The organism is Burkholderia sp. Ac-20365 (assembly GCF_017104715.1).
GTDB lineage: Bacteria > Pseudomonadota > Gammaproteobacteria > Burkholderiales > Burkholderiaceae > Paraburkholderia.
In genome coordinates, this window is the sequence record NZ_JAAGPI010000048.1 from 46637 (window position 1) to 63737 (window position 17101).

The 17101-nt window shown below is 63.3% G+C and carries 12 protein-coding genes; 6 read left to right on the forward strand and 6 right to left on the reverse strand.

The window, feature by feature from the left end:
• Window positions 1-52: 52 nt before the first annotated feature.
• Entirely contained in the window at window positions 53-1354 is a 1302-nt protein-coding gene (locus G3O01_RS40145) for an FAD-dependent oxidoreductase (RefSeq protein WP_205813027.1), read from the reverse strand.
• Between the two features lie 434 nt (window positions 1355-1788).
• On the opposite strand from G3O01_RS40145, the gene purL reads away from it, so the two are divergent.
• Window positions 1789-5877, forward strand: coding sequence for a phosphoribosylformylglycinamidine synthase (gene purL, locus G3O01_RS40150; protein WP_205813028.1), 4089 nt, complete (start codon window positions 1789-1791; stop codon window positions 5875-5877).
• 782 nt (window positions 5878-6659) lie between these two features.
• Here the strand turns inward: purL and G3O01_RS40155 are convergent.
• The 4 genes from G3O01_RS40155 to G3O01_RS40170 form a co-directional block, all read right to left on the reverse strand.
• On the reverse strand, window positions 6660-7439 hold the full coding sequence (locus tag G3O01_RS40155) for a peptidylprolyl isomerase (protein ID WP_205813029.1): 780 nt from the start codon (window positions 7437-7439) through the stop codon (window positions 6660-6662).
• 10 nt (window positions 7440-7449) lie between these two features.
• On the reverse strand, window positions 7450-7761 hold the full coding sequence (locus G3O01_RS40160) for a BolA family protein (RefSeq protein WP_205813030.1): 312 nt from the start codon (window positions 7759-7761) through the stop codon (window positions 7450-7452).
• A 1-nt stretch (window position 7762) separates the two neighbouring features.
• Entirely contained in the window at window positions 7763-8293 is a 531-nt protein-coding gene (locus G3O01_RS40165; protein WP_007585925.1) for a septation protein A, read from the reverse strand.
• A gap of 243 nt (window positions 8294-8536) precedes the next feature.
• Window positions 8537-10093, reverse strand: coding sequence for a protein adenylyltransferase SelO (locus G3O01_RS40170; protein ID WP_205813031.1), 1557 nt, complete (start codon window positions 10091-10093; stop codon window positions 8537-8539).
• Window positions 10094-10220: 127 nt separating this feature from the next.
• On the opposite strand from G3O01_RS40170, the gene G3O01_RS40175 reads away from it, so the two are divergent.
• The 4 genes from G3O01_RS40175 (at window position 10221) to G3O01_RS40190 (ending at window position 16096) form a co-directional block, all read left to right on the forward strand.
• Window positions 10221-11915, forward strand: a complete 1695-nt coding sequence (locus G3O01_RS40175) for a 3-(methylthio)propionyl-CoA ligase (RefSeq protein ID WP_205813032.1) — start codon at window positions 10221-10223, stop codon at window positions 11913-11915.
• A 170-nt stretch (window positions 11916-12085) separates the two neighbouring features.
• A complete protein-coding gene (locus tag G3O01_RS40180) occupies window positions 12086-14170 on the forward strand; it encodes a 3-hydroxyacyl-CoA dehydrogenase NAD-binding domain-containing protein (RefSeq protein ID WP_205813033.1) in 2085 nt (694 codons plus the stop codon).
• A gap of 54 nt (window positions 14171-14224) precedes the next feature.
• Window positions 14225-14851 carry a bifunctional nicotinamidase/pyrazinamidase gene (pncA, locus tag G3O01_RS40185; protein WP_205813038.1) on the forward strand — a complete coding sequence of 209 codons (627 nt, stop codon included), beginning with the start codon at window positions 14225-14227 and terminating at the stop codon, window positions 14849-14851.
• Between the two features lie 66 nt (window positions 14852-14917).
• Window positions 14918-16096, forward strand: a complete 1179-nt coding sequence (locus tag G3O01_RS40190; protein ID WP_205813034.1) for an acetyl-CoA C-acyltransferase — start codon at window positions 14918-14920, stop codon at window positions 16094-16096.
• Window positions 16097-16175: 79 nt separating this feature from the next.
• Here the strand turns inward: G3O01_RS40190 and G3O01_RS40195 are convergent, their stop codons facing one another.
• Window positions 16176-16394 carry a DUF2945 domain-containing protein gene (locus G3O01_RS40195; RefSeq protein ID WP_205813035.1) on the reverse strand — a complete coding sequence of 73 codons (219 nt, stop codon included), beginning with the start codon at window positions 16392-16394 and terminating at the stop codon, window positions 16176-16178.
• Window positions 16395-16560: 166 nt separating this feature from the next.
• Between G3O01_RS40195 and G3O01_RS40200 the strand changes: the two genes are divergently transcribed.
• On the forward strand, window positions 16561-17101 hold a 541-nt coding region (locus tag G3O01_RS40200; RefSeq protein WP_205813036.1), incomplete at its 3' end, for an SH3 domain-containing protein.

Here is a 17101-nt window from a genome sequence, read left to right on the forward strand (position 1 = left end):
ACGCGTGCTGCCGCCAGCACGCGTAATGGCATAGGACAAATGGTCGTCGAACTTACGCGTTGAAGCGCTCGGGACGCAGCGCCGCGATCGTATCGGGCGGCAATTCGGACGGCGCGCCGGACACGAGGCTCGCAATCAGCTTGCCCGAGCCGCACGCGAGGCCCCAGCCGACGGGGCCATGCGCGGCGTTCACGAAGAGTCGCGGATGCAGCGCGTTGCCCGTCACGGGCAAGCCATCGGGTGACAGCAATTTCACGCCTTCCCAAGGCAGCGCGGCCGAAATGCGCGCGGAGCCCGGCACCCAGTCGTGCGTGGCCTGGCTAAGCAGCGCGAGCGCTTCCTTCGTCAGCGGTTCGGGGAGCGGCTGCTTCGTCTGGCTCGCGCTTTGCAGCACGGCGCCGCCCGCGATGCGCAACCGGTGGTTGCTGCGCGTGATCGTGATGCGCTTGACGGCGTCGATCACGGTCGTATGTGGCGCGAATTCCTCACGCGCGATCGGCGCCACCAGGTTATGCAGCCGCAGCGGATGTAGCGGCAGATTCAGCCCGAGCTTCTCCAGCAGCGGAAGGCTGCCGACGCCCGCCGCCACCACCACGGCATCCGCGCTGATCACTTCGACGTCGCGCGAGCGTGACGATTCGCCGTTAGCGGGCGCCAGTTCGACGGCCGCGCGCTGGTTGTCGAGGCGGATGCCCGTCACCTCGCGGCCGCACTGAAACTGCACGCCGCCTTGCGTATCGAGCGTCTGCTTGATCAGCTTGGCGAACAGCGGGCAGTTCGCCGTGCCTTCGTCGTCGAACAACACGCCGCCTGCGAAATGCGGTTCGAGCGGAATCGAGTGTTCGATGGTCTGGCATTCCTGCGGGCTCAGCACGTGGTGCGGCACTTCGAAATGCCGCAGCAGATCGAGCGCGGGCTGCGTGAGCTCCCAGTCCTGATGGCTGCGCACCAGATACAGCTGCCCCTGCGTCTGCTCGAACTCCAGATTGAAGTGATGCTCGATATCGGCAAGCGTCTCGCGGGCCGATTCGATCAGCGGGCGCAGCAGCGAAAACTGCTTCTTGAACGCCTCGGGCTCGGCGAGCGTCGAGAGCGTGCGGACGAAATCGCGCACCTGCCCGTTGAAGCCCGTCTTCTTGATGACGCCGCTTTTGGCCGCCTGACGGTGCTGCATGAAGGTCGGGCCGAACCAGACATCGAGCGGCGTGGGCAGCAGCGTGCCGCCGTGGCCGTAGGTGGCGCCCTGCGCGACGGTGGCGTGCCGTTCGACGACGCACACCCGGTGACCGGCCGCGCGAAGCTGATAGGCGGTGGCGACGCCGACGATCCCGCCGCCAATGACAATGACATCCATGGTTAATTCGTGTTGCCGGCGGCACGCGTGGGGCCAGGCGTAGTGCGTGACATGCGGCGCAGCGCGATAGCCGATGCTGCGCCGATCTGATGAAAGGCCGAATGATAGCAGTCAAACGACCCGCCCGGCACGCTGCTGTTCGGCAACGGAAGCCTCGCTCGACGCCGATTGCGACGCGCGCTCGGCCTACCACAAACGGCCAGAAACGCGTCCCAAAATGGCCCGGGCGTGCGCGGGCGGGGCTCGAAGGCGTCGAAGACGCGCCGCGAAAGCACGCGGAGCGTCACGCAGCCCAGGTTTGCCGGGCCTTCCCGGGTTATAATCTCGGACTTCCTTACGCCTCACGTCGCCCCCACGCGCGACTGTCCTTGCGATTGCCAGAGCAATCGCGCGCGGCACCCAGCGACGCAACCGATCGACGCAACGTCAAGTCCATGGCTCACTTCTCGTGTTTCCCCGGCGCTTCGGCCCTCTCCGATTTCCGTCAAACCCGCCTGCTCGACACGCTGTCGCGCATTGATTCCAGCATCGTCGGCGTGCGCGGCCAGTATCTGCACTTCGTTAACTCGCAGACGCCGCTTTCCACGGAAGACAGCGCGAAGATCGAAGCGCTGATGCATTACGGCGATCCGTTCGACGCGGGCAAGGACAAGGGCGCCGTCGAAACCTTCCTCGTCGTGCCTCGCTTTGGCACCGTGTCGCCGTGGGCGAGCAAGGCAACGGACATCGCGCTGCATTGCGGCTTGACGCATGTGCGCCGTATCGAGCGTGGTGTGGAGTACACGGTCGTGCTGAAAAGCGGGCTGCTGGGCGGCAAGAAGGCGCTGTCGGACGAGGCGCGTGCCGCCGTCGTCGCCGCGCTGCATGACCGGATGACGGAAAGCGTCGCGCCGTCGCGCGATCACGCCATGCACCTGTTCGACGAACTGCCCGCCAAGCCGCTGCAAACGGTTGGCGTGCTGACGGACGGCCGCAAGGCGCTTGAAAAGGCGAACTCGGAACTGGGCCTCGCGCTCGCCGAAGATGAAATCGACTACCTCGTCGACGCGTTCACGAAGCTCGGCCGCAATCCGACCGACGTCGAACTGATGATGTTCGCGCAGGCGAACAGCGAACACTGCCGCCACAAGATCTTCAACGCGAGCTGGACGATCGACGGCGAGGAGCAGGACATCTCGCTGTTCAACATGATCCGCAACACCGAGAAGCTCAATCCGCAGGGCACGATCGTCGCGTACTCGGACAACTCGTCGATCATGGCGGGCGGCATGGCCGAGCGCTGGTTCCCGCGCAAGGCAGGCGAGACGGGCGACGCGGGCGAACCTGGCGAGCGCTATGGCCGTCACACCGAACTGACGCACACGCTGATGAAGGTGGAGACGCACAACCACCCGACCGCCATCTCGCCGTTCCCCGGCGCCGCGACAGGCGCGGGCGGTGAAATTCGCGACGAAGGCGCGACGGGGCGCGGCGCGCGTCCGAAGGCGGGTCTCACGGGCTTCACGGTGTCGAATCTCGATCTGCCGGACGCACGCGAGCCGTGGGAAAACTCGCGCGATACCACGCAACCCGTCGGCCACCGCAACGCCGCTGATCAATTCGACGTTTACGGCCGCCCGGACCGCATCGCGTCGCCGCTGCAGATCATGATCGACGGACCGCTTGGCGGCGCCGCGTTCAACAACGAATTCGGCCGTCCGAACCTCGGCGGCTACTTCCGTACCTACGAGCAGAACGTCGCGGGCCGCGTGCGCGGTTATCACAAGCCGATCATGATCGCGGGCGGTCTCGGCAACATCTCCGACCAGCACACGCACAAGCACGATCTGCCGGCCGGCTCGCTGCTGATTCAGATCGGCGGTCCCGGCATGCGCATCGGCATGGGCGGCGGCGCCGCGAGTTCGATGGCGACGGGTACCAATACGGCTGAACTCGACTTCGATTCCGTCCAGCGCGGCAATCCGGAAATCGAGCGCCGCGCGCAGGAAGTGATCAACTCGTGCTGGCAACTCGGCGCGGACAATCCGATTCTGAGCATTCACGACGTCGGCGCGGGCGGTCTGTCGAACGCGTTCCCGGAACTGGTCGACGGCGCGGACAAGGGCGCGCTGTTCGAACTGCGCAAGGTTCAGCTCGAAGAAAGTGGCCTGTCGCCGCGCGAAATCTGGTCGAACGAAGCGCAAGAGCGTTACGTGCTGGCCATTCCGCCGTCGCGTCTCGAAGAGTTCGCGGCAATCTGCGAGCGCGAGCGCTGCCCGTTCGCGGTGGTCGGCACGGCTACGGAAGAACGTCAGCTGAAGCTGATCGACGCCGATCTGACGCAAACCGACGCGCATGAGCCCGTCGACATGCCGATGGAAGTGCTGCTCGGCAAGCCGCCGCGCATGCACCGCGACGTGAAGCGCGCGTCGACGCCGCTGCAACCGGTCGACGTCACGCATATCGCGCTGCACGAAGCGGCTGTGAATGTGCTGCGTCATCCGACGGTGGCGAGCAAGTCGTTCCTGATCACGATCGGTGACCGCTCGGTGGGCGGCACGACGGCGCGCGACCAGATGGTTGGCCCGTGGCAGGTGCCGGTCGCTGACTGCGCGATCACGACGGTCGATTACGCGGGCTTCCGCGGCGAAGCGATGACGATGGCCGAGCGCACGCCGCTCGCCGTGATCAACGCGCCCGCGTCGGGCCGCATGGCAGTCGGCGAAGCGGTGACGAACATTGCGTCGGCACCGATCGAATCGCTGGACAAGCTGAAGCTGTCGGCGAACTGGATGGCCGCGTGCGGCAGCCCGGGCGAAGACGCAGCGCTGTACGACACGGTGAAGGCGATTGGCATGGAACTGTGCCCGGCGCTGGGCATCGGCATTCCTGTCGGCAAGGATTCGCTGTCGATGCGCACGAAGTGGGCAGACGGCAATGTCGAAAAGGAAGTGGTCGCGCCCGTGTCGCTGATCATTTCGGCGTTCGCGCCGGTCGAAGACGTGCGCCGCCATCTGACGCCGCAACTGGTGAGCCAGAAGGATGCGGGCGAAACGGTGCTGATCGCGATCGACCTCGGGCGCGGCAAGCATCGTCTGGGCGGCAGTATTCTGGCGCAGGTGACGCAGCAGGTCGGCGACACGGTGCCGGACGTCGACAATCCGGAAGACCTGAAGCGTTTCTTCGCGGCGATCCAGGCGCTCAACGCCGACGGCAAGCTGCTCGCGTACCACGACCGTTCGGACGGCGGCCTGTGGGCGACGGTCTGCGAAATGGCGTTTGCGGGCCACGTGGGCGTGACGCTGAACGTCGACATGCTGACGCTCGACCCCGACCACGAATCCGATTACGGCGATGCGAAGGACTGGGCGAAGCAGACCAGCGGCCGCCGCGAAGACCGCACGATCCGCGCGCTTTTCAGCGAAGAACTGGGTGCCGTGGTTCAGGTGCGTGCCGCCGATCGCGACGCGGTGCTCGCCGCGCTGCGCGAACATGGCCTGTCGGCTTGCTCGCATGTGATCGGCAAGCCGAACGATCGCGATGTGCTCGAAATCTATCGCGACGCGAAGAAGATTTTCGACGCACCGCGTACCGAACTGCATCGCACGTGGAGCGAGGTGAGCTGGCGTATTGCGCGTCTGCGCGACAACCCTGCATGTGCCGATGCGGAATTCGATGCGTTGCTCGACGCGTCGGATCCCGGCATCCAGCCGCATCTGTCGTTCGATCCTGTCGAGGACGTGGCTGCGCCGTTTATCGGCAAGGGCGCGCGTCCGCGTGTGGCGATCCTGCGGGAGCAGGGCGTGAACTCGCACCTCGAAACGGCGTATGCATTCGATCGCGCCGGCTTCGATGCCCACGACGTGCACATGAGCGACCTGCTGTCGGGCCGCGCGACGCTGGCTGATTTTGCGGGCGCGGTTGCGTGCGGCGGCTTCTCGTATGGTGACGTGCTGGGTGCAGGCGAGGGCTGGGCGAAGACGATTCGCTTCAACGCTGAGCTTGCCGATATGTTTGCGGCGTTCTTCGGTCGCAGCGATACATTCGCGCTTGGTATCTGCAATGGCTGTCAGATGATGAGCAGCCTGGCGTCGATGATTCCTGGCGCCGACGCCTGGCCGAAGTTCACGCGGAACAAGTCGGAGAAGTTTGAAGCGCGCTTCTCGCTGGTCGAAGTGCAATCGTCGCCGTCGATATTCTTTGCCGGTATGGAAGGGTCACGAATTCCTGTCGCCATTGCGCACGGTGAGGGGTTTGCTGACTTCTCGCAGCAGGGTGATATGTCGCGTGTTGCTGTGGCGATGAAGTATGTCGATCATCGTGGGCAGCTGACTGAACAGTATCCGTTCAATCCGAATGGCTCGCCGGCGGGGATTACTTCTGTGACGACGCCCGATGGCCGGTTTACGGTGCTGATGCCGCATACGGAGCGTGTGCATCGCAATGTGCAGATGAGCTGGCATCCCGATGCATGGAAGAACAGTGCTACCGATGGTAGCCCGTGGATGCGCGTGTTTCAGAATGCGCGGAAGTGGTTGGGGTAAGGTTTTTTGTTTTTCCTGCGCGGGGGCTGGTTTGGTTTGCTTGTGTTTTTGCTGGCATCCGCGATTTGTCTTGCCTGCTTCAGGCGTTGCCCCTGTGCGGGGCGGCACCTACTTTTCTTTGCCGCGGCAAAGAAAAGTAGGCAAAAGAAAGCCGCTTAACACCGCCAATTCTTGTTCCTGCCTGAGGGCCCCCAACGGGTCCTCTCCTTCACGCGGCATCGCTCTTCTCGATGCCCGCTGCCAACGCTCTTATCGAGCGCCTCACCCGCTTCACAATCCCGCGTCGCCACACGCGCGATCAAATTTCCCACGTTCCATAGCGGCAAACTGTGTGTAGGCTGTCGCGGCGTACACGCATCACTCCAGACTGAAAAGCATGATCGGTGTCGTAGGTTCGCTGACGTGTGAGGCACTACGACCTACACACAGTTTGCCACCTGGGCGGCCGTAACCATTCGCTGCCGCTCGCTGCGCTACGGGTAATTGAAGTGGGTGAGGCGTCTATGCAAGGCGTTGGCAACGGGCCGCAAATGGCAGGTTTCCGTGTGAAGCGGAGGAACTGTTGGGGGCCCTCAGGCGGTGGTCAAGAACGGGCGGTGTTAGCCCGCTTTCTTTGCTTACTTTCTTTGCGGCGGCAAAGAAAGTAAGTGCCGCCCCGCACAGGGGCGACGCACGAAGCACCAGTAACAAAACGCGGATGCCAACAACAACCATCCAGCATCGACAAAAACGAAAAAGCCGCCAAACCGGCGGCCTCTTCAACAACAGAAAAACAAAAAACCTTACTGCACCTTAGCCTTGGACCGCAGGTCCTCTTCAAACGCCTGCAGCTTCTCCTGCTGCATCTGCTGCGCAATCTGAGCCTTCACCTGCTCAAACGGCGGCGGCGGCGTCTGCCGCACATCATCGACGCGAATGATGTGCCATCCAAACTGCGTGTGCACCGGTTCATCCGTCATCTGGCCTTTCTGCAGTTTCTCTGCGGCAGCAGCAAACTCAGGCACATAGGCCTTCGGATCCGACCAGTCGAGATCGCCGCCATTCTTGCCCGATCCCGGATCCTTCGAGAATTGCTTCGCGAGATCTTCAAAGCTCGCGCCAGCCTTGATCTTCGCGATCAGATCCTTTGCCTGCTGCTCGTTGTCGACGAGAATGTGATGCAGGTGATATTCCTTGCCGCCAATCTGTTTGACCAGTTCGTCGTACTTCGCCTTCACATCGGCGTCCGTCGGCTGGTTCTTCTTGATGTAGTTCTCGATCAGCGCGCGCAGCACAACGGTTTGTTGCGCGACGGCGACCTGCGCCTTGACCTCCGGCTTCGACGGAATGCCTTCGCGGATCGCTTCCTGCATCAGGATTTCGCGGTTCACGAGTTCTTCGCGCACAGCCTGTTGCAGCTTCGGCGAATCCTGTTGACCTTGCTGTACCAGTTGCGCGACCAGCGCATCGGCGCGCGACTTGGGAATCGGCGTGCCGTTCACGACGGCGATGTTCTGAGCGAATGCAGGTGCCGCTGCAAATGCAGCCAGCAAAACCCAGTAGCGGGTGTTTTTCAAGGTCATCGGAAGTTTCCTAACGGGACAGCAAATTGAATTCTTCTGGCGTGTAAGCCGTGATCGCGAGAGCGTGAATGCCGCGCTGCATGGCATCGGCCAGCGCATCATACACCATGCGGTGCCGCGCCACGCGAGCCTTGCCGGCAAAGGCGCCAGCGACGATCGTCACCGCGTAGTGTCCGCCCGCCGACGCACCCGCATGACCCGCATGCAAGGCGCTGTCGTCGCGCACGGTAATCGAATCGATCGGCGCGAGCGCCGCCGTGATGCGCGCTTCGATCAGCGCAATGCGCTCGGCAGGGCTGGCCTCAAGGAATACGTCGCTCATGTCACTCTTCCTTCATGTATTTCGACAGCCACAAGCTCTGTCCGACGATGAACACTACGAGGCAGCCCGTCGCGCCGAACAGCTTGAAATTGACCCACGCATCGGTGGAAAAATTGAAGGCGACGAACAGGTTGAGAATGCCGAGCAGCACGAAAAAGATCGCCCACACGTAATTCAGCTGCCCCCAGATCCGGTGCGGCAACTGGATCTGCTTGCCCATCATCGCCTCGATCAGGTTCTTGTTGAACGCCAGCGCGGACACCACCAGCGCGACCGAGAACGCCCAGTACAGCACGGTCGGCTTCCATTTGATGAAGGTGTCGTTGTGCAGCACGAGCGTCGCGCCGCCGAACACGGTGACCACGCCGAGGCTCACCCACAGCATCGGATCGACCTTGCGGTGCCGGAACGCGACCCACGCGATCTGGACCAGCGTGGCGGCGATCGCAACGGCCGTCGCCGTGAAAATGCCCCACACCTTGTACGCGACGAAGAACAGGATGATCGGAAACAGATCGAACAGGAATTTCATTGTCGGGATGGGAGTCCGGAGAGTGTTGGGCGCATCGAGCGCGCCGTTTGCGATGGTTCGGATGAGATCGGGCAATTGGCGGCGGGAGCCAGTCCGATCCGTCCGAAAAACGCTGGCCCGCGCCGGTGCGTCATCAGAATGATCACACCGCGCGCGACGCTATCTGGGCTCGAATTGTAGCGCAGCCGGGTTACGCCAGTCGCGCGAGCCCGTTGCCACGCCCGTGCGCCGTGCGCTGCCCGCTTACGACGAACAGCTCACCTCCAGCGACGACGCCCAGTCGGGCGGCAAACCCGCGTACGCGTCGAACTCGGGTTGCTCGTCGAACGGGCGGCGCAGCACGGTTGCGAGCCGCTCGACCTCGGAAAAATCCTTTTCCTTCGCCTTGCGAATCGCCGCTTCGGCCAGGTGATTGCGCAGCACGAATTTCGGATTCACGCGGTTCATCGCTTCGGCGCGCGCGGCGTCGTCGCGTGTTTCGTGCGCGAGTCGCGCGCGGTAGTCGTTCGCCCAGGCGTCGAAAGCGGCGCGATCCAGGAACAGGTCGCGCACACTCGTATCGCCGCTCGCATCGTGTTTCGACAGCTTCGACAGATTGCGGAAGGTGAGCGTGAAGTCCGCGCGGTTCGCGTGCATGATCTCGAACAGCTTGTTGGCAAGCGCGTCGTCGCCTTCGCGTTCGGTTTCGAGCCCGAGTTTCGCGCGCATACGCGCTTCGAGCGCAGGCGCAAAGCGGCCCTTGAAACCTTCGAGCACGCGTTGCGCATCCTTCACCGCGCGTGCGCTGCGCTCCGCTTCGTCATAACGCTCGCCGAACAGCGGCAGCAGCCCTTGCGCGAGACAGAACAGGTTCCAGTACGCGATCTGCGGCTGCATCCGGTATGCGTAGCGGCCCTGCGAATCCGAGTGATTGCAGATGTGGTTCGAGTCGAATCCGTCGATGAAACCAAACGGACCATAGTCGATCGTGAGGCCGAGAATCGACATGTTGTCGGTGTTCATCACGCCGTGGCAAAACCCCACGGCCTGCCATTGCGCGACCAGATCGGCAGTCGACAGCACACATTCGTTGAGTAGCGCGAGATACGGATCTTCAGCGTCGCGGCACGACGGATAGAAGCGGTCGATCACATGATCGGCCAGCGCACGCAGCGCATCGACGCGATCGTTCGCATAGAAATGCTCGAAGTGCCCGAAACGCACGAAACTCGGCGATACGCGCGTGACCACGGCGGCCGTTTCCATTTCCTCACGGCGCACGGGCTGATCGGAGCCTGTGACGCAAAGGGCGCGCGTGGTCGGAATGCCCAGATGATGCATCGCCTCCGAGCACAGATATTCGCGGATCGACGAGCGCAGCACCGCGCGTCCGTCGCCCATGCGCGAATAGGGCGTGCGTCCTGCGCCTTTCAATTGAAGCTCGAAGCGCTTACCGTCGTGCTCGACTTCGCCGAGCGTAATCGCGCGTCCGTCGCCGAGTTGGCCCGCCCAGACGCCGAACTGATGCCCCGAATACACCGACGCATACGGCAGCGACGCCGCCGGCCAGTCACGCGTCGTATTGCCGGAGAAGAACTCCGCGAAGCCCGGTTCGCTCGCCAGCGACGCATCGAAACCGAGCATCGCCGCGACATCCGGCGCGAAGCCGACCGCATACGGCGCCGGCAGCGGCGCAGCGGGCAGACGTGTCAGAAAGACGTTCCCGAGCGCGGCGAAGCTGCCTTCACGCTGGTTGTCGATGGCGCCTGCGGCCGTCGACATGGAACCCGATAACCCTGCATTGCATGGGGAAAACGACATATTGAGCGCCTCTTTATTAACCGATATTGTAATTCCGCGCCTGCCGCGCTGCAGCGCGCGCATCCGAAGCGCATATCGGAACGAATAACAACGCGAAACTACATCACACCTTGGGAGACACCCGCGTATGACGACGCCGCTCTATGGACAGATGATGGACGTGCCACTGACGGTTTCTTCGCTGCTGGCACATGCGTCACGCCACTTCGGCACGACGGAAATCGTGTCGAAGCGCATCGAGGGCGACGTGCACCGCTACACGTACCGCGATTGCGAGAAGCGCGCGAAGCAACTGGCGCAGGCGCTGATCGCGCTCGGCGTCGAAGCGGGCGACCGCGTCGGTACGCTCGCATGGAACGGCTACCGGCATCTGGAAACGTACTATGGCACGACGGGCTTCGGCGCCGTGTGTCACACGATCAATCCGCGCCTCTTTCCCGATCAGATCGCCTACATCGTCAATCACGCCGATGACCGCTATGTGCTATTCGACATTACGTTCGCGGCGCTCGTCGATGTGCTCGCGCCGCAGTGTCCGAACGTGCGCGGCTGGATCGCGATGACGGATGAAGCGCATATGCCGCGCATGTCGACGGCCGTGTCGAGCTATGAAGCGCTGCTCGCGCAGCAGGACGGCGAGTTCGACTGGCCCGCCATCGACGAACGTTGTGCATCCAACCTTTGCTACACGTCGGGGACAACGGGTAACCCGAAGGGCGCGCTGTACTCGCATCGCTCCACGGTACTGCATGCGTTCGGCGCGTCGCTGCCCGATGCAATGGGTTTGTCCGCACGCGATTCCGTGCTGCCCGTCGTGCCGATGTTCCATGTGAACGCGTGGGGCATTCCGCACTCTGCGCCGCTGACGGGCGCGAAGCTCGTATTTCCGGGCAAGGATCTCGACGGCAAGTCGCTGTACGAGTTGATGGAAGCGGAACGCGTCACCTATTCCGCGGGCGTGCCGACCGTCTGGCTCGGCCTGCTCAACTATCTGCGTGAAGCGGACGTGAGGTTTTCGACGCTGGAGCGCACGGTGATCGGCGGCTCAGCGTGTCCGCCCGCGATGATCAAGATGTTCCAGGAGGTCTACGGCGTCGAGGTGATTCACGCGTGGGGCATGACGGAGATGTCGCCGCTCGGCACGCTGTCGAAGCTCACGTGGGAACAGTCGCAGCGCTCGCCGGACGAACAGCGCAAGCTGCGCGAAAAGCAGGGCCACGTGATGTATGGCGTCGACATGAAGATCGTCGGCGATGACGGGCGCGACCTGCCGTGGGACGGCGTCGCGTTCGGCGATCTGCACGTGCGCGGGCCGTGGGTGATCGACCGGTATTTCAGGAGCGACGCGTCGCCGCTGGTCGACGGCTGGTTCCCGACGGGCGACGTCGCGACCATCGACCGCGACAGCTTCCTCAATATCACCGACCGCAGCAAGGACGTGATCAAGTCGGGCGGCGAATGGATCAGTTCGATCGATGTCGAGAATGTCGCGATTGCGCATCCGGCCGTGGCGGAAGCGGCGTGTATCGCGTGCTCGCATCCGAAGTGGAATGAGCGGCCGCTGCTTGTCGTCGTCCTGCGACCCGATGCACTTGTCACGCGCGACGAATTGCTCGCGTTCTACGAGGGCAAGGTCGCTAAATGGTGGATTCCCGACGACATCGTGTTCGTCGACGAACTGCCGCACACGGCCACGGGCAAGCTGCAAAAGCTCAAGCTGCGCGAGCGCTTTCGCGCTCACGTGCTGCCGTCGGCGCTCGACATCGAAAACTGTCCGTTCGACGAGGAAGCACACGCGCTCGATCCCGCCAAAGCAAAATAGTCTCCGGGTTTACGTCCATCGAAAGCACACGCGTTAAAATTGAACGAGTGTGCTTTTTTGTGTATTCTGCCTGCTATCGCAAACAAACAGCGAAACAGCGGACAATGGTTCGCGTGTTCCCATCCGGGCCGCGCACCTGACGCGCGTCCGCATCGCATGGAGGCTGGCAGATGGCAGTGGACTACACGACACACGACGGCGTCGCCGTCATCACGCTGAACAATCCCCCCGTCAACGGCCTCGGCCTGTCGACGCGTGCGGGCATCGTCGAAGGCGTCGAGCGCGCGCAGAACGATCCCGCCATCAAGGCGATCGTGCTGACAGGCGCGGGCAAGGCCTTTTCGGGCGGCGCCGACATCACCGAATTCAACACGCCGAAAGCGCTGCAGGAGCCGACGCTCGCGACCGTCATCAAGGCGGTCGAAGGCAGCGCGAAACCTGTCGTCGCCGCGATCCACAGTGTTGCGATGGGCGGCGGGCTCGAACTCGCGCTCGGCGCGCACTATCGCGTGGCGGCGCCTGGCGCGCAGATCGCGCTGCCCGAAGTGAAGCTCGGCATTTTGCCGGGAGCGGGCGGCACGCAGCGTCTGCCGCGTGCGCTTGGACTGGAAGCGGCGCTGAACATGATCGTGTCGGGTGCGCCTGTCATGTCGGAGAAGCTTGCGGGCACGCCGCTTTTCGATCAGATGATCGAAGGCGATCTGCTCGAAGGCGCGGTCGCATTTGCGCGTAAGGTCGCTGCGCAGAGCGGCCCGCATCCGAAGATTCGCGATCGCAAGATCGAGCATCCGAATGCGGCGGGCTTCATCCAGTTCGCGCGCAATACCGTTGCGGGCGTGGCGAAAAACTTTCCGGCGCCGCACAAGTGCATCGATGCAGTCGAAGCGGGTGTCCTCAAAGGCTTCGAACACGGCATGAAAGTGGAGCGCGAATGTTTCCTCGCGCTCGTGCAGACGCCGGAAAGCCGTGCGCTGCGTCACGCGTTCTTCGGCGAGCGCGCGGCCAGCAAGATTCCCGACGTGCCTTCCGAAACACCCGTGCGCGACATCAAGAAAGTCGCGGTGATTGGCGCGGGCACGATGGGCGGCGGCATCGCGATGAACTTCATCAACGCGGGCTTGCCCGTCACGTTGCTCGAAACGAAACCGGACGCGCTCGAGCGCGGCCTCGCGACGATCCGCAAGAACTACGAGACGACCGTCAAGAAGGGCAAGCTGACGATGGAAGCGCTCGAGCAGCGCATGGCCTTGCTGTCGCCGACACTCTCTTATGACGACCTGAAAGACGCCGATCTCATCATCGAAGCGGTATTCGAAGAACTCGGCGTGAAAGAGCAGGTGTTCAAGCGTCTCGATGAAGTGGCGAAGCCGGGCGCGATCCTCGCATCGAACACATCGACGCTCGATCTGAACAGGATCGCCGCCTTCACGAAGCGTCCGCAGGATGTGGTCGGCATGCACTTCTTCAGCCCGGCCAACGTGATGAAGCTGCTCGAAGTGGTGCGCGGCAAGGACACCGCGAAAGACGTGCTCGCCACCGTGATGAAGGTCGCGAAGAAGATCAAGAAGACGGCGGTGGTGTCGGGCGTGTGCGACGGCTTCATCGGCAACCGGATGATCGAGCAGTACATCCGCCAGGCGCTCTTTATGCTCGAAGAGGGCGCGCTGCCCGCGCAGGTCGACAAGGCCATCGAAAAGTTCGGCTTCGCAATGGGCCCGTTCCGCATGAGCGATCTCGCGGGCAACGATATCGGCTGGGCGATCCGCAAGCGCCGCTATCAGGAGCACCCGGACATGCATTACTCGAAGATCGCCGACCGTCTGTGCGAGACGGGGCGCTTCGGGCAGAAGACGGGCGGCGGCTGGTACGACTACAAGGCAGGCGACCGCAACGCGTATCCGTCGAAGCAGATCGACGAGATGATCGTCGCGTATTCGAAGGAACTCGGCGTCGAACGCCGCAAGATTTCCGACGAAGAGATCGTCGAGCGCCTCATTTTCGCGCTCGCCAATGAAGGCGCGAAGATTCTCGACGAACGCATTGCGTCGAAGGCATCGGATATCGACATGGTCTATCTGACGGGCTATGGCTTTCCGCTGTGGCGCGGCGGCCCGATGCTGTACGCGGATACCGTCGGCCTTTATAACGTCGAGCGCGCCATTCGCCGTTACGCATCGCAACCGAACGGCGACGGCTGGCAGATTGCGCCGGGCATCGTCGAGCGGGCGGCGCAAGGGCGCGGCTTCAATAGCTGAAATAGCAGGCTTGGCCGGGCGCTGACGCGCATTCGCGAGATAACAGGAACCATGATGAAAGATGCCAGCGAGGTTCTGCTCGTCGTCGACGTGCAGAACGATTTCATGCCGAACGGCGCGCTCGCCGTCGCGCGCGGCGATGAAATCGTGCCGCTCGTGAACCAGCTTGCGCGGCGCTTCAGCCACGTGGTGCTGACGCAGGACTGGCATCCGCCGTCGCATGTTTCGTTCGCCGCGAATCACGCGGGCCGTCAGCCCTTCGAGATGATGACGCTGCCGTACGGCGAGCAGGTGCTGTGGCCGACGCACTGCGTGCAGAACACGGCGGGCGCCGCGTTGCACGCAGGGCTCGACATCGCGCATGCGCGCGCCGTGATTCGCAAGGGACATCACGCGAACGTGGACAGCTATTCGGCGTTTCTCGAAGCGGATCGCACGACGCCCACGGGCCTTGCGGGCTATCTGCGCGACACGGGCGTCACGCGCGTGTGGTGCTGTGGCCTCGCGACCGACTACTGCGTCGCGTGGTCCGCGCTCGATGCGCGCGCGGCCGGTTTCGAGGTCGCCGTCATCGAGGACGCGACCCGCGCTATCGATCTGAACGGTTCGCTCGACAACGCCTGGCGCGAGATGCGCGCCGCGGGTGTCGAACGTGTGCAGTCGGCGGACCTGCTGGCCTGAGCCACGCGCCGCGCAGCACGCAAAGCGAACCTCACACTTACCGACATTGAAAAGCAGGAGACATGCATGACTGACGCCGTAATCGTATCGACTGCCCGCACGGGTCTCGCCAAATCGTGGCGTGGCGCCTTCAACATGACGCACGGCGCGACGCTCGGCGGCCACGTGACGCAGGCCGCCGTCGAACGCGCGAAGATCGACCCGGCGCGTGTCGAGGACGTGATCATGGGCTGCGCGAATCCGGAAGGCGCGACCGGCTCGAACATCGCGCGGCAGATCGCGCTGCGCGCCGGTTTGCCCGTGACAGTGCCGGGCATGACGGTGAACCGTTTCTGCTCGTCGGGCCTGCAAACCATCGCGCTCGCCGCGCAACGCGTGATGGTCGGCGAAGGCGATGTGTTCGTCGCGGGCGGCGTCGAGTCGATCTCGTGCGTGCAGAACGAAATGAATCTGCACATGCTGCGCGACGGCTGGCTGATGGAGCACAAGCCGGAAATCTACTGGTCGATGCTGGAGACGGCCGAAAACGTCTCGAAGCGCTACGGGATCTCCAGGGAACGTCAGGATGAGTACGGCGTGCAGTCGCAGCAGCGCGCAGCCGCCGCACAGGCAGCCGGGCGCTTCAACGAAGAAATCGTGCCGATGACGGTGCTCGCCGGTGTCGCCGACAAGGCGAGCGGGCGTCTCTTCACGAAGGAAGTGACGATCGCCGCCGACGAAGGCATCCGCGCGGACACGACGCTCGAAGGCGTGTCGAAGATCCGCACGGCGCTGCCGGGCGGCGTCATCACGGCGGGCAACGCGAGCCAGTTTTCGGACGGTGCGTCGGCGTGCGTCGTGATGAACGCGAAGGTCGCCGAGCGCGAAGGCCTGCAACCGATGGGCATTTTCCGCGGCTTCGCGGTCGCGGGCTGCGAGCCGGATGAAATGGGCATCGGTCCTGTATTCGCTGTGCCGAAACTGCTGAAGCAGGCGGGACTGAAGGTGGAGGATATTGATCTGTGGGAACTGAACGAGGCGTTCGCTGTGCAGGTGCTGTATTGCCGCGACAAGCTCGGCATTCCGAATGATCGTCTGAACGTCAATGGTGGCGCGATTGCGGTCGGCCATCCGTATGGCGTGTCGGGCGCGCGTCTGACGGGCCATGCGCTGATCGAAGGCAAGCGGCGCGGCGCGAAGTTCGTCGTGGTGACGATGTGTATCGGCGGCGGGCAGGGCGCGGCGGGATTGTTCGAAGTGGTCTGAGCGCGTTGCCGCGTTCGTCAGGAAAGGCCCGCATGTGTGCACATGCGGGCCTTTTTTGTTACGCGGCCTTTCCTGCGTATCAGTGCTTCGACACTCTGTGCAACGCTTGCGCGCGATGGACGGCGCGCTTGCCGCTTTTTTCGCTTTCGACTTCGTAATGCACGTCGTCCTTCGTTGCGGCTACCGTGTGACCGTCCAGTTCGGTATGTGTGGTGATAGCGCGAACGATGATGCCCGTGGTCATCCCTTGCGGCGTGTTCCAGTTGACGCGGTCGCCTGGTTTCAGATCATGTTTCATCAGGTGCTCCCGACAGGTTGAGTGCAAACGGAAGCTGCATCCGTTGTTCCCGTGGCCAGTTCATTCTCGCGACAGTCCATGGATGACAGATGCCTGTCAGGCACATAATTCGCTAAGTTTTCACGGGATATATCCGCGAGACGATAAGACGATAAGGAGAACAATCATGCGAATGCGGATTGCATGCGTTGCCGTGATGGGCGCGGTGGCACTGTCGGTCGCATCGGGTGCGGCGTCGGCGCAATCGCAGGCGTACACGAACCAGCCCGTGTATCTGTACGCGGGACCAGCGCAGGATTACCCGGTCGTCGCGCAATTGCCTGCCGGGCAGCCCGTCGCCGTGTATGGCTGCGTGAGCGGCTACACGTGGTGCGACGTGGCGATCGCACAGGCGCGCGGATGGGTCTATGGCGGCTACCTGACGTATCCATACCAGGGCAGTAACGTGCCCATCATGACGTACGGGACGGCCATCGGTCTGCCGCTCATCACGTTCTCGATCGGCACGTATTGGGATCGGTACTATCGCGGGCGTCCGTGGTACCCGAATCGTGCGCATTGGGCCAATCATCCACCGCCGCCGCATCGTCCGCCACCGCCGCCACCGGGTGGGCACCGGCCGCCACAAGGCGGGAACCGTCCGCCGCCCACGTCGCCTGGATCGCCGTCTCCGCCTGGGCCGCCCGGCACCGAACATGGGCATCGGC

Coding starts and splice junctions, on each gene's coding strand:
- pncA (WP_205813038.1), top strand. CDS start 14,225: ATGAAAGATGCCAGCGAGGTTCTGCTCGTCGTCGACGTGCAGAACGAT.
- G3O01_RS40180 (WP_205813033.1), top strand. CDS start 12,086: ATGGCAGTGGACTACACGACACACGACGGCGTCGCCGTCATCACGCTG.
- G3O01_RS40160 (WP_205813030.1), bottom strand. CDS start 7,761: ATGAGCGACGTATTCCTTGAGGCCAGCCCTGCCGAGCGCATTGCGCTG.
- G3O01_RS40170 (WP_205813031.1), bottom strand. CDS start 10,093: ATGTCGTTTTCCCCATGCAATGCAGGGTTATCGGGTTCCATGTCGACG.
- G3O01_RS40175 (WP_205813032.1), top strand. CDS start 10,221: ATGACGACGCCGCTCTATGGACAGATGATGGACGTGCCACTGACGGTT.
- purL (WP_205813028.1), top strand. CDS start 1,789: ATGGCTCACTTCTCGTGTTTCCCCGGCGCTTCGGCCCTCTCCGATTTC.
- G3O01_RS40165 (WP_007585925.1), bottom strand. CDS start 8,293: ATGAAATTCCTGTTCGATCTGTTTCCGATCATCCTGTTCTTCGTCGCG.
- G3O01_RS40155 (WP_205813029.1), bottom strand. CDS start 7,439: ATGACCTTGAAAAACACCCGCTACTGGGTTTTGCTGGCTGCATTTGCA.
- G3O01_RS40190 (WP_205813034.1), top strand. CDS start 14,918: ATGACTGACGCCGTAATCGTATCGACTGCCCGCACGGGTCTCGCCAAA.
- G3O01_RS40195 (WP_205813035.1), bottom strand. CDS start 16,394: ATGAAACATGATCTGAAACCAGGCGACCGCGTCAACTGGAACACGCCG.
- G3O01_RS40145 (WP_205813027.1), bottom strand. CDS start 1,354: ATGGATGTCATTGTCATTGGCGGCGGGATCGTCGGCGTCGCCACCGCC.